This is a genomic window from Pontibacter roseus DSM 17521, assembly GCF_000373265.1.
Lineage (GTDB): Bacteria > Bacteroidota > Bacteroidia > Cytophagales > Hymenobacteraceae > Pontibacter > Pontibacter roseus.
Map to the genome: position 1 here is coordinate 1,063,522 of NZ_KB890762.1, position 11,863 is coordinate 1,075,384.

Sequence of the window (11,863 nt, forward strand, 5' to 3'; positions counted from 1 at the left end):
GATAGGATTCGTACTAGATATTCTCCTCCCACGAGGGGCAGGTGTGGGACACAAGAACACAGTTAGAGCCAGAGGCCGCAGCCAAGGAGTGACTTACCCAGTCCTTGGGTAGAGCGCCTTGTAGGTTTCCGGTGCCGCAGGCATTGCGACGTAGGAGCAAAGGAAAGATACACAGCGCGAGGCCAAAGGACGATGCCCCGCGGCTTGAGCGCTCGAACAGCAGCTATGAAACGATAGGTAAAAGGGCATCGGAACTGGCGGAAGCTATGAAACAATAACCTGCCAGCTATTAGCTATATAACAACCAAAACAAAAAAGCCTGAACATTGCTGCTTAGGCTTTCCATGTATATTATGGCTATACCTTGTTACGGCATATAAGACAACTCCACTCTGAACTTCTGGTCCACCGCACCCAACTTCTGATAAGCCTTTTTCGAGAGACGCACTATCACCTTGTCGTTGGCGCCAGTCTCTGGCAGTTTGCCGATGACGCGCACGTACACCACTTGGTTGTTCATGGCGTTCTTCACCTGCATGATGGTGCCGACCGGAGCCGACTTGTGCAGGGCCAAGTATTTGTTGGTGTCAGCTTTCGGGTCAATCATCTCGGCCATACCGCTCTCCATGATTTTCTTCACGCCTGAGGCTGAGTCCACTTCTTCCTCCTCTTCTTCTTCCACCGCACGCTCTGGAGTGGCGGCAGGGGCCAACACCACATGCGTGTTAGCTGGAACCGTGGCCGCCGTTGCCGCTGTAGAGGCTACGGCAGTATCTTCCGCCTTCGGCTTGCCAATGGCATCATCCGACTCTGAAACATAAATAGGTTTCTTGGACGGCACTGCCATTCCCTTGCCTACCACCAGGGAGGCACCTACGCTGATGTTGTTGTCAGCCAGTTTGTTCCAGCTGCGAATGTCCTCTACCCGAACGCCGTGCATGCGCGAAATAGAGTAAAGCGTCTGCTGTGGCTCTACGGTATGTATTTTCTCACCTCTGTCATTCACTGTAAAGGTGCGGTTGCTCGCTGCGGCGGCGGCTGCCGTGGTTCCGGTAGCCGGAATCGTAGCCGGAGCCTTGGCAGTGGCTGTTACAGGCATGGCTTTGCGGGGAATCAGCACTACTTGCCCAATGGTGATGGTAGACTCCACTGATGGGTTCGACTCCACGATTTGCGATACAGTCACGTTGTACTTCCTGGAAAGGGCATAAAGCGTTTCCTTGGGTTCCACCTTGTGTTGCAGGTATAACTTACCGTTTTTCCGTTCAACGCCTACAGAGTCGCGCACGGCCGATGTGTCGAAGGCGGAAGCGGTGAAGGATAACAGGGGAACGGACAGAAGAGTAATGAATAAAGATCGAACCATAGCTCAAGTAGTGACTGTGAATGTAAGAGAATATGCCTTTAAAGATTCCTTGTTTTGGACGCAGTACAAACTGCGCATAAAGATAAAAAAAGTATCTGAACCAACGCCATCTAAACTGCCTGCAAGTAACTCATTTAAATGCAAAAAACCATTTAAATCAAAAACAGCCAGAAAATTATCTAATTTATTTTTTTCGTTCTGCACATAGTAGCTAACCGCCACGCAGGCCTCTGTTTCGGCATATTCTATTACCCTTACCGCCTCACAGCCAAGCTGATGCGCTACAAAATCCTGAACCTGCCCGAAATATTCCTCGCCTTCGCGGTACAAAATCGGGTAGCCTATTTCTGAGTAACGCTGCCGCCCGAAGACCTGTACCCGGTGAGCTGCTTCTTTTTGGCTGATATCGTTTTGCAGCAGTTTCCCGTAGCAGGCATCCAGGCAGTGCAAAGTCGCATCAGGCGTGGCCACTTCATAGGCCAGCACACCCGCGGCATCCACGCCATAGAAAGCCAGTTCCGGCTGATGCCATACCTCCTCCCCTGTCTCGGCTGCCAGCGCCCGTATACCTTTGTGCTGGCCTAGTTTCCGGTCTCCGTAGCCGTGCAGGTATACCAATCCCTGGTGCGCGTCTTCCAGCCCCATCCACCAGGTGAGTGGCTCTGGCAACCCCAGTTGCTGTAAGGTATGGCTGTGGCAGTCCAGGGTATAGAAATGGGCCAGCAACAGGTCGCTGTCTCGCACCTCCAGGGCCAGCCTCCCCGCAGCGGCGTCGATGCGGATGCGCCACACCGGTGCGCCAAAATCGTATTTGAAGACTAAGGGAAGGATAACCGCGGAATTTTTAGTATCTTATATTGAATTGGTATATAACCAGCCCAAATGTATGAAATCTAACGCAAAACTCTGGCACTGGCAGCTCTTATACCTGCTCCTGGCCGGCCTGTTCTTTTCACCCGACGCCCTGGCGCAGGAGGACAAAAAGCAGAAAGTGTTCCTGATGGAGATTGGCGCCAACATTGACCCGCGCACCAACCGCTATACCCAATTGGCACTGGATGAAGCCACGCGCGTGGAGGCTGACCACATCCTGCTCCGGCTCAACACCTTCGGCGGTGCCCTCAACGATGCCGATGAAATCAGGCTCCGGCTGCTGGAGTACCCTAAACCGATTTATGTGTACATCGATAAGAATGCAGCCTCTGCGGGCGCGCTCATCTCCATAGCCTGTGACAGCATCTACATGGCGCCCGGCGCCAACATAGGGGCCGCCACGGTGGTCAGCGCCGACGGGCAGGCCGCACCCGGCAAATACCAGAGCTACATGCGCTCCATCATGCGCTCCACTGCGGAGGCAACCGGCCGCGACCCTCGCCTGGCCGAGGCCATGGTGGACGCCAGCGTAGACAGCACGCTCTCGGCCGGACAGGTGCTGACGCTCACCACCTCCGAGGCTATTGAACAGGGCTTTTGCGAAGGCCGGGCAGAAGACATCGACGACGTGCTGCAGCAACTTAACCTGCAGGATGCCGAGATAGTCCGCTACGAGTTGAGCACATCCGACAAAGTCATCTCCTTTTTCCTGAACCCGGTCATCAGCGGTATCCTGATTCTCATTATTGTAGGCGGATTGTGGTTTGAGCTACAGACGCCGGGGGTGGGCTTTCCGCTCCTCGCCGCCATTGTGGCCGGTACGCTATACCTGACCCCCTACTACCTCAACGGACTGGCAGAGCACTGGGAGGTGCTGCTTTTCATCGTGGGCATTGTGCTCATTGGGCTGGAGGTGTTCGTGGTGCCAGGCTTTGGCGTGACAGGTATAAGCGGTATTGTGCTCGTGTTTCTCTCGCTGCTGCTGATTATGGTGAACAACCAGGCCTTTGATTTCACATTCGTGCCTTCCGACCAGCTCATGGAGAGCCTGGTGTCGGTGCTGATAGGTATGGTGGGGTCGTTTGTGCTGGTGGCCCTGACCTGGAAGAGCGTGCTGGGCAGCCGGGCGATGCAACGCGTGGTGCTGAGCAACACCTTCCAGAGCAACGAAGGCTACCGCTCGGCCAATTCCGCTGAGCACCTCATCGGCAGGACAGGCATCGCCCATACCCGCATGAACCCTTCCGGCCGCGTGATGATTGACGACACCATGTACGACGCACAGGCCCGCGACGGCTTCATCGAAAAAGGCGACACGGTGCAGGTAATCGACCAAAGCACCTTCTCCTTGCGGGTAAAGAAGGTTTGAAGATTCAAGCAAATAGAAAGCTGGTGAACTTCGTGTCATCGGGATATTGAGCCTTATATTTTTTCTAACGCTTTTTTAAAGCCTTGCAACGGTTTGCTGTTGTTCGGGGTCATTTGAATAGAGACCAAATTTTGAGCTATACCTTATGAAGCCTTCTAAATCCTTCCTGCTTGCCTTGTGTGCCCTTGCCCTCTCGGCCTCTGCATGCGACAAAGACGATGACTTGGCAGTACAGGAGGACGAAGCCATTTTGACCTAGTCAGGTTCCTATGCGGCAGATGGCTGCGAGTTCAGCATCCAATTGAAGGAGAGCAGGTATAAACCCGAGAATGAGCAAGACATACCTGAATCGATGAAGCGGAACGAGGCAATGGCAGTGCAAATCAAATATGTGCTGCCCCGTAAAAAAATCAGTTATGTATGCGGTCTGGCCACCCAGCAAGGGGAAGTCATCCGTATTCTTTCCATAGAAGAAATTTAATTCGGCGCGTACAGAATACCCGCCAAACCTATACCTTACCGAAGCTATTTGACATCACTACACTCCCTTATGAAAACACCATCCTTATTCGCTGCCTTACTCTGTGCGGCAACCCTCGCCTTCTCTTCCTGCCAGGACGGCATGCAGCAAGGCACCGAAACTGCTGAAGCCACCTTGGTGTGGTCTGGCGAATACATGGTGGATGGCTGTGGCTTTGAGGTGGTGATAAACGACAAACGCTTCAAGCCTGAGAACGAAGACGAGATTGATGCATCACTCAAAGTGGAGGGTTCTACTCCTGTGCTGGTGGAGTTTGTGCGGCTGGGGGAGCAGATAGACCGCCGCTGCGGGCTGGCCACCGAGAGCAGAGCCATGGACGGCATCCGGATAGTCTCCGTAAAAAAGAAGTAGGCCTGCCTCAAGAAAAGCGTCCCTCCTGCTGTATTCCTGCCGCCACTTCTGTAAATTGGCAGCGCCTACCTGCATCTGGTGGGCACGGCAAAAACAGAAGTCCTATGAACATACTCGGTATCATTCCTGCGCGCTACGCCTCCACCCGCTTCCCCGGCAAACCGCTGGTTGACATCAACGGCAAATCCATGATTCAGCGGGTGTATGAGCAGGCGAATCAGTCAGGCTTGACAGAAGTGATAGTCGCCACGGACGACCGGCGCATACAGGAGCACGTGCAGGCATTTGGAGGAAAGGCCGTGATGACGGCTGAGAACCACCAGAGTGGCACCGACCGCTGCTTTGAAGCCTACCAACTGCACGACCAACCCTTCGAGTACATCATCAACATACAAGGCGATGAGCCTTTCATACGGCCAGAGCAGATTGACCTGGTAGCGGCGTGCTTCAACAACCCGCACACGCAGCTGGCCACACTTATCAAGAAAATTAACTCGCCGGAGGAGCTATTCAACGTGAACTCCCCGAAGGTGGTCATCAACTGTATAGGTGAGGCTCTGTACTTCAGCCGCCAGCCCATCCCCTTCTGCCGCAACGTTCCCAACGACATTTGGCACAAGCAGCATACCTATTACAAGCACATCGGCATCTACGGCTACCGCACCGATATACTCGAGCAAATCACACAACTGCCCGCTTCAGGTCTGGAGCTGGCGGAATCGCTGGAGCAATTGCGCTGGCTGGAGAATGGCTTCCGCATCGCTACCGCCGTCACTGAGTTTGAGACCATCGGTATCGACACGCCCGAGGATTTGCTCCGAGTCCAGGGGTAAAACGACAGGCCATACCTGTTATGAAGCACTACACCCTGCAGCGTTTCGTGAAGCTGAACCTCTACTTCTTTGCGATGTATAGCCTGCTTACGGCAGTCTGGTTTGGCGTAACCGGGAGGTTCACCGAAGAAGACACGGGAAGCGCTGTAAACGAGATACTGCTAAACGCCGCCATTTTCTCCCTCATGTTCACAACCGCCCTCCTGCTGTGGTACCGCAGAGCCGAGGTGCGCATACCTGTGAAAGCCATTTCAGCGAAACATTTGGAGCAAAAGATGGAAGAACTTGGCTATCTGCGTCTAGCGGACCAGAAGCAGCCAGCCGTACAGGTATACAAGCCCGTTCCTCCCAAAGCCCCCGCCCTGGCCGGCCGGGTCTTCATCTGGAAATCAGCTAACTTCTACCACGTGCAAGGACCAGTTGGGAAGTTGAAGAGTCTGGAAGCCTCTAAGGGTTAGAAAGTCTGGAAGGAGTGGTAATGCTGGGCTATGAAGTGATGAATTTTACCCCGTTAATGCGAGCTTGCAGCGCGTATTGCTTAACTGGTGGAGTGTTCACAAAAAGGAAAAGCACGAACTGCAAGCTCGTGCCAGCGGAATTCATCAGCTATACCATTCGCTACTACTTCCCTCCTAAGTTTCTCAACTCTCTAACTTAAAATCAGCCTCCCGCTTTCTTGGCTTTATAGCCTGCGGCCTGGAGCACCTGCAGCACCTTGTCACGGAAATCGCCCTGAATCAGGATTTCGCCGTCTTTGGCCGAGCCGCCCACGCCGCATTTGTTCTTGAGCATCTTGCCCAGCTCCTTCAGGTCCTCGTCTGTGCCCACAAAGCCAGCCACAAGCGTCACCTGTTTGCCACCGCGTGCCTTTTTGTCGAGCATCACCTTCAGGTTCTGCTGCTGGGGCGGCAGGGTTTCTGCCTCCTGCTCCTGCTCGTATGCATAGTTGAAATCAGAGTTAGTGGAATAGACCACGCCCTGCCTTCCCTTCTTGTTTTTATCGCTCATGTTATTTTTCTTTTAAAGCTATACCTAAGGGGCAACCACATGCAGCGACTGCGGCAGCATGCTCACACTGAATCTAGAGGCTTTCCCCAGATACTCCCCGTCGGCATGGTACATCAGGTTGTGGTCCGTCTCCACCTCTACTGCCGCTGTCTTGAAATACTCCGCACTGTCGGTGCCGGCCGGCTTGTTGGCGAGCATGGCGTAGCTTAGGCTCAGCGCCTTGAACATGTCCAGTTGTCGCACCAGGCATACGTCCAGCAGACCATCCCGTATGTCGGCCATGGGCGCGATATAGGCGTTGTTGCCATACTGCGCCGCATTGGCAAAGGCCATCACAAACAGCTGCGTGTCAATGGTCTTTCCGTTTATACTTGCTTTTACGGGCAAATGGCGGTAGTTGCGCACTTCTTTCAGAATCAGCTCTACATACGTTTTTAGCCCGCGACGCTTGCTGCCTGCGAACACCGAGCTGATGTAGGCATCGAAACCTATACCTGCCGTCGTGAAAAAGGGGTGCCCGTTGATGTTGCCGCTGTCAATGCGGGAACGGTGCCCCTGGTTGAGGAAACGTATAGCACCATCAACACTAAGCGGCACCTGCAGGTGGCGGGCCAAACCGTTACCGGAGCCACGGGGTATGATGCCCAATGCCGTGTCTGTGTGCAGCAGCCCGCGGGCCACTTCGTTCACGGTGCCGTCTCCCCCCACGGCCACCACCACGGCACAGCCTTGTCCGGCTGCCTGACTGGCAAGTTCCGGGGCATGTCCTGCATAATCGGTGTACACGATGTCGTGGTCAAACCGCCCGTGGTCGAGGTGCAGTTTGATGCGCGCGGCCACGTCGACCTTGCTCTTAGGCCCAGAGGTAGGGTTGATAATGAACCGGATGTGGGGGCGTTCGCTCATTCAAATTCACTTTCTGCAAAGGTATGTTTTTCCGGTTCAGAATAAAAAAAGCCCGGCTCCAAGAGCCAGGCTTTCAGGTATAGCGGGTATACCTTGGTTTATTTCAGATGGAAGGTCAGTACCGGTATGTTGGAGTGGTTCACAAAGTCCTCGGCTATGCTGCCGCTGAGCAGGTGCGCCAGGCCGGTGCGGCCATGCGTGGCCATCATCACCAAATTAGCGTTGATTTCCTCTGCGAAGTGATGGATGCCATCCTCCTCTATCGTGTCGTTGTACACGTTGATGGTATAGTTCTGGAGGCCATAGCGCTCGGCAGCGCTCTGCATACGCTGGCGCAGGATAGTGGTTGACTCAAAGGCCCCCGGCGTGTTGACGTATAGCAGGTGCAGCTTGGCGCCGAACACCTGCTGAAAATACTTGAACTTTTCAATGGCAGTGCCCATCTCCTTGCGGAAGTTGGAGGGCATCACGATGTTCTGGAAATTCACACTAGACAGGCGGCCTTTCACCGTCAGCACCGGACACTCGGCAGTGCGGACCACTTTCTCAGTATTGGAGCCAATCAGGAACTCATCCATCCCACTGGAGCCCTTCGAGCCCATCACCACTAAATCCACTTTGTCTTCTTGGATGACGCGTCTGATTTTGCGAATCACGCTGTCTGCATCCACTTCCTGCACCACTTCTACACCTTCGTGCTTCACCGCTCTCCCCAGCTCAGCCATCTGGTGCTTGGTGTTCTCGAGCAGCTTCATCATGTATACCTGCTCCATGCCGTTGCCACCTACCAAATCACCGGTAACGCTGAAGGAATAGGATGTCGGCATCTCGACTACGTGCAGTAGCTTGATGGCAGCACCTGTTCTCTGTGCTATGGATACGGCTACTTCAAAAGCATTTTTGGCTTGTTCAGAAAAGTCGGTGGGAACTAGAATTCTTCTCATGAGTTCTATGGTGGTTAATGTTTTTAATTCGATGATGTAAAGGTATAGCTACGAAACCATGTACACGATGACAATCGTCACTTTACATGAAATATAGCATTTATCTTTTATATACGCTACTAAAACGCAAAAGCCCACCTCATTGGCGGGCTTTTGCAGGTATAGGAATGAGAAACTCGGCTAATTAACCAAGCTTCGCAATTAGGTCAGCCGTTCTGTTGGAGTAGCCAGCCTCGTTGTCGTACCAGCCTACCACTTTCACAAGTGTTTCGTTAGCGGAAGTCAACTCTGCATCGAACACGCAAGAGTGGGTGTTGCCTACGATATCAATCGAAACGATTGGATCCTCGGTGTACTCCAGGATGCCTTTCATATCGCCTTCAGCGGCTTGCTTCATGGCAGCGTTGATTTCTTCTTTCGTGGCAGGACGCTTCAAGATACAAGTAAGGTCTGTCAGCGAGCCATCCGGAATTGGAACACGCATGGCCACGCCATCCAGCTTGCCTTTCAGGTGAGGGAGCACCAGGCCAACGGCCTTGGCAGCACCAGTAGAGGTTGGAATGATGGAATAAGCAGCTGCACGGGCTCTTCTCAAATCGCTGTGCGGTGAATCCTGCAGGCTCTGGTCAGAAGTATAGGCGTGTACAGTGGTGATGTAGCCTTTCTCGATACCGAACGTGTCGTCCAGTACCTTCGCCATAGGCGCAAGGCAGTTGGTGGTGCAGGAAGCGTTGGAAACGATGCGCTCGTCACCCGTCAGGATGTCTTCGTTCACACCCAATACAACAGTAGGGATGTTGCCTTTGGCTGGAGCCGAAATAACAACTTTGCGGGCTCCTGCCTCCAGGTGACCACCGGCTCCCTGCTCGTCCACGAAACGGCCAGTAGACTCCAACACCACGTCAACGCCTAGCTCGCCCCATGGCAAGTTCTTTGGCTCGCGCTCTGCTGTAATCTGGATTTCTTTGCCATTCACGACAATACCCTTGTCAGAGGCTTCTACCGTACCATTGAAACGGCCGTGCACTGAGTCATACTTCAGCAGGTGTGCCAATGTTTTGGTGTTGGTCAGGTCGTTGATAGCCACTACCTCTACGTTGTCCTTCTCCAGAAGGGCCTTAAAAGTAAGTCTGCCGATACGGCCAAAACCGTTAATTGCAACTTTAATTTTAGACATGGTATTTGAGATTGATTTGTTTTAAAATTTGATGGTGCGAAGTTACGATTAGCATTAAGTAAAAGCAATATTTTTTATACACGCTGGTTTAGAAGTGTTTACGTACTACTCTCACAAAATCACAAAGTTTTTTTTGCAAAATAAATCCGGCTCTCTATATTTGCACCACAATACGACAGAATGGTCCGTTCGTCTAGGGGTTAGGACTCCAGATTTTCATTCTGGCAACAGGGGTTCGATTCCCCTACGGACTACTACAGCAAAAAAGCCGCTCCACGTATATTAGGGCGGCTTTTTTGGTTCGATAATTTCCCCCCTTCGGTTGATTCTGAGGTTGCTCGCCTCAAAATTCTACTTCTACACTACAGCTAAGGAGTGTGCCAGGTGAGTATTTTGCTAAAAAAGGCTCCGACCTAGGTCTCACCTTTCCCATACGAAAGCCAAAAACGTACCTCTCGCCCAATGCTGCTAACTGCTTACCTGCACTTAAGAAGAACAGTTTATCCGTTATGTTTGGAGTGCATCAGGGCTGATAGTGCCTACACGTCGTATTACCTGATAACTGAAAGCTAATACAGCAAGCGCAGAAATTGAGAACCATAAAATTCGATAAAACCAAGTGCGGTGTAGAGGTCTTGCTAAGGGTGGGATCAGGAGATGAAATAAAAGAAGCGTATACCAATACAGAGGTGTACAATACCGACTATTTTGAGATCCTGATTTTCAGAAAAGCGAAAGGGCATCTCGAACTGAACCAGCGAAAGATCGACTTGGTCGACAATACCATTGTCTACATTTCTCCATTTCAGAAGAGGCAATGGAAATTGGACCCAAACCACCTGGACTTCACTTTCCTTATTTTCCAGGAAGGCTTCCTCAACGACTTCTTTTCCGACAAGCTGTTCACCTACCGGCTTCTTTATTTTTACCAGCTGGATTACCCGCTGAACATGAGAGTCACAGCGGGGTATATCCAGAAAGCCTGCAGCACACTCACTGAAATTCACACCGAACTGAAGGAGACGAAACCAGACAGCGAACATCTTATCCGCTCCCTTCTCTATTATTTGCTGTTGAAACTCAACAGGGATTATGCCCAGCAAAACAACCTGCCACTCGATAAGCCGGAGAACAACTATGCCTATCAGTTTAAAAGGTTACTTGAGCTACACATCAAGGAAAAGCAGCGGATTGGAGAGTACGCGGAGCTTTTAGGCATCAGTAGAATCACGCTGAACAAAGCGGTACAGGCCCAATTCAACGTGACGGCCACCCATTTACTTAAACAAAGGCTGCTCTTTGAAATCAAGAACTACCTGATCCATTCTGGTCTGACTGTAGCCGAGATAGCGCACGAACTCCACTTCTCGGAGCCTAACCACTTGATGCGGTTTTTCAAGGCGCAAACCGGCCAGACTACCACCGTCTTCCTTGCCGATTATCAAAATGGTAGCATAGCATAAGGCTTTGGTAGGCTGCAAGCATTCCGCTATTCCGACCTTTGCGTCGGGTTCATTACTTCACAAATGTTGTAAGGGATGAAACACGGACCATAACAAAACAGAACGATTATGAAAAGAGTATTTTTACTGGTAGCGTTAACTTTATCTGCTACCTTTTCTTTTGCACAAGGCAAAGCAGACACGAAGGCTAGTCTTCAGCTAGTCAGAAACGCCACTTTGATTATAGAGTATGCCGGGCAGAAAATTTTAGTTGACCCGATGCTTTCTCCAAAGGGAGGCTTTCAGTCTTTCGCTGGAATCGAGCGGAACCCTACGGTCGAATTGAAGATGCCGGTAAGTGAAATCACCAAGGGCCTTGATTTGGTCATGGTGACGCATAGCCATCCCGATCACTTCGATGAGGCCGCAAGCAAGACCCTGGATAAATCTGTACAACTGATAAACCAGCCTGCTGACAGAGATTTTTTCAAGAAGGAAGGGTTCATCAACGCAGAAACCCTGGATAACAGCAGGGTATGGAATGATATAAGCGTTCACCGGGTAGAGGCACAGCATGGAACCGGCGAGGTACTGAAGATGATGGGCAAGACCTCGGGTTTTGTGCTCAAGGCCAAAAACCAGCCTACTATCTACATCGTCGGGGATGCTATCTGGACAGAGGAAATCAAAAAGACCATCAAGGAATATAAGCCTGACTATATCATCGTCAACTCCGGGGGTGCAGTTGTGCCTGGCTTTGAGAAGACCCCTATCCTGATGGATGAGGACCAAACGATGGCGTTGGTAAAGGAAAGTGGAAAGGCAAAGGTCATCGCAGTGCATATGAATGCGCTGGACCATTGTCGCACCACAAGAGAGTCACTTCGTCAAAAAGCAGAAAGTTTGAATATCGGAGTAGATAAACTGATTATTCCGCAGGATGGCGAGGTAGTGAAGTTATAAATCTGAATATTTGACTATTGCTTCAAAAACTCCCTTAAATCTACTAAATCCCTGTGGATAAAGTTCGATAATTCAATCATACGGGCTACT

General features: G+C 51.6%; 13 protein-coding genes and 1 tRNA gene. 8 read left to right on the forward strand and 6 right to left on the reverse strand.

Going from position 1 to position 11,863, the window contains the following annotated elements; translation table 11 throughout:
- Nucleotides 1-367 precede the first annotated feature (367 nt).
- Nucleotides 368-1,366, reverse strand: coding sequence for a septal ring lytic transglycosylase RlpA family protein (locus tag B051_RS0111320; protein WP_157578764.1), 999 nt, complete (start codon nt 1,364-1,366; stop codon nt 368-370).
- A gap of 3 nt (nt 1,367-1,369) precedes the next feature.
- Nucleotides 1,370-2,158 carry a DUF4905 domain-containing protein gene (locus B051_RS0111325; RefSeq protein WP_018478324.1) on the reverse strand — a complete coding sequence of 263 codons (789 nt, stop codon included), beginning with the start codon at nt 2,156-2,158 and terminating at the stop codon, nt 1,370-1,372.
- Nucleotides 2,159-2,252: 94 nt separating this feature from the next.
- Here B051_RS0111325 and B051_RS0111330 point away from each other — a divergent pair, with 94 nt between their 5' ends.
- The 5 genes from B051_RS0111330 to B051_RS0111355 all read left to right on the forward strand — a co-directional run bounded on the left by B051_RS0111330 (nt 2,253) and on the right by B051_RS0111355 (nt 5,791).
- Nucleotides 2,253-3,608, forward strand: a complete 1,356-nt coding sequence (locus B051_RS0111330) for an NfeD family protein (protein ID WP_018478325.1) — start codon at nt 2,253-2,255, stop codon at nt 3,606-3,608.
- A 352-nt stretch (nt 3,609-3,960) separates the two neighbouring features.
- Complete coding sequence (locus tag B051_RS22935; RefSeq protein ID WP_018478327.1) at nt 3,961-4,089, forward strand: hypothetical protein; 129 nt, start codon at nt 3,961-3,963, stop codon at nt 4,087-4,089.
- Nucleotides 4,090-4,158: 69 nt separating this feature from the next.
- The gene (locus B051_RS0111345; protein ID WP_018478328.1) at nt 4,159-4,500 is read left to right on the forward strand and encodes a hypothetical protein; all 342 of its coding nucleotides are present in this window, start codon (nt 4,159-4,161) and stop codon (nt 4,498-4,500) included.
- A gap of 104 nt (nt 4,501-4,604) precedes the next feature.
- Nucleotides 4,605-5,333 (forward strand): 3-deoxy-manno-octulosonate cytidylyltransferase, encoded by a 729-nt coding sequence (gene kdsB / locus B051_RS0111350; protein ID WP_018478329.1) that lies wholly within the window; start codon nt 4,605-4,607, stop codon nt 5,331-5,333.
- Nucleotides 5,334-5,353: 20 nt separating this feature from the next.
- Entirely contained in the window at nt 5,354-5,791 is a 438-nt protein-coding gene (locus B051_RS0111355) for a hypothetical protein (RefSeq protein ID WP_018478330.1), read from the forward strand.
- 202 nt (nt 5,792-5,993) lie between these two features.
- On the opposite strand, the gene B051_RS0111365 is transcribed toward B051_RS0111355, so the two are convergent.
- From B051_RS0111365 to gap, 4 genes are all read right to left on the reverse strand, one after another.
- A complete protein-coding gene (locus B051_RS0111365; protein WP_018478332.1) occupies nt 5,994-6,341 on the reverse strand; it encodes a translation initiation factor in 348 nt (115 codons plus the stop codon).
- Nucleotides 6,342-6,365: 24 nt separating this feature from the next.
- Entirely contained in the window at nt 6,366-7,247 is an 882-nt protein-coding gene (locus B051_RS21200; protein WP_018478333.1) for a diacylglycerol/lipid kinase family protein, read from the reverse strand.
- A gap of 98 nt (nt 7,248-7,345) precedes the next feature.
- Nucleotides 7,346-8,191 (reverse strand): universal stress protein, encoded by an 846-nt coding sequence (locus B051_RS0111375; RefSeq protein ID WP_018478334.1) that lies wholly within the window; start codon nt 8,189-8,191, stop codon nt 7,346-7,348.
- Between the two features lie 184 nt (nt 8,192-8,375).
- Entirely contained in the window at nt 8,376-9,368 is a 993-nt protein-coding gene (gene gap, locus B051_RS0111380) for a type I glyceraldehyde-3-phosphate dehydrogenase (protein WP_018478335.1), read from the reverse strand.
- Between the two features lie 182 nt (nt 9,369-9,550).
- Between gap and B051_RS0111385 the strand changes: the two genes are divergently transcribed.
- The 3 genes from B051_RS0111385 to B051_RS0111395 all read left to right on the forward strand — a co-directional run bounded on the left by B051_RS0111385 (nt 9,551) and on the right by B051_RS0111395 (nt 11,773).
- Nucleotides 9,551-9,622 (forward strand) — tRNA-Glu (locus B051_RS0111385).
- A 336-nt stretch (nt 9,623-9,958) separates the two neighbouring features.
- Nucleotides 9,959-10,831 carry an AraC family transcriptional regulator gene (locus B051_RS0111390; protein ID WP_026236226.1) on the forward strand — a complete coding sequence of 291 codons (873 nt, stop codon included), beginning with the start codon at nt 9,959-9,961 and terminating at the stop codon, nt 10,829-10,831.
- 108 nt (nt 10,832-10,939) lie between these two features.
- The gene (locus tag B051_RS0111395) at nt 10,940-11,773 is read left to right on the forward strand and encodes an MBL fold metallo-hydrolase (RefSeq protein WP_018477361.1); all 834 of its coding nucleotides are present in this window, start codon (nt 10,940-10,942) and stop codon (nt 11,771-11,773) included.
- The last annotated feature ends 90 nt before the right edge of the window (nt 11,774-11,863 follow it).

Bases quoted from the DNA above. Each gene is read 5' to 3' on its own strand.
- B051_RS0111345 (WP_018478328.1), top strand. From the start codon at position 4,159: ATGAAAACACCATCCTTATTCGCTGCCTTACTCTGTGCGGCAACCCTC.
- B051_RS21200 (WP_018478333.1), bottom strand. From the start codon at position 7,247: ATGAGCGAACGCCCCCACATCCGGTTCATTATCAACCCTACCTCTGGG.
- B051_RS0111320 (WP_157578764.1), bottom strand. From the start codon at position 1,366: ATGGTTCGATCTTTATTCATTACTCTTCTGTCCGTTCCCCTGTTATCC.
- B051_RS22935 (WP_018478327.1), top strand. From the start codon at position 3,961: ATGAAGCGGAACGAGGCAATGGCAGTGCAAATCAAATATGTGCTGCCC.
- B051_RS0111395 (WP_018477361.1), top strand. From the start codon at position 10,940: ATGAAAAGAGTATTTTTACTGGTAGCGTTAACTTTATCTGCTACCTTT.
- kdsB (WP_018478329.1), top strand. From the start codon at position 4,605: ATGAACATACTCGGTATCATTCCTGCGCGCTACGCCTCCACCCGCTTC.
- B051_RS0111330 (WP_018478325.1), top strand. From the start codon at position 2,253: ATGAAATCTAACGCAAAACTCTGGCACTGGCAGCTCTTATACCTGCTC.
- B051_RS0111375 (WP_018478334.1), bottom strand. From the start codon at position 8,191: ATGAGAAGAATTCTAGTTCCCACCGACTTTTCTGAACAAGCCAAAAAT.
- B051_RS0111365 (WP_018478332.1), bottom strand. From the start codon at position 6,341: ATGAGCGATAAAAACAAGAAGGGAAGGCAGGGCGTGGTCTATTCCACT.
- gap (WP_018478335.1), bottom strand. From the start codon at position 9,368: ATGTCTAAAATTAAAGTTGCAATTAACGGTTTTGGCCGTATCGGCAGA.
- B051_RS0111355 (WP_018478330.1), top strand. From the start codon at position 5,354: ATGAAGCACTACACCCTGCAGCGTTTCGTGAAGCTGAACCTCTACTTC.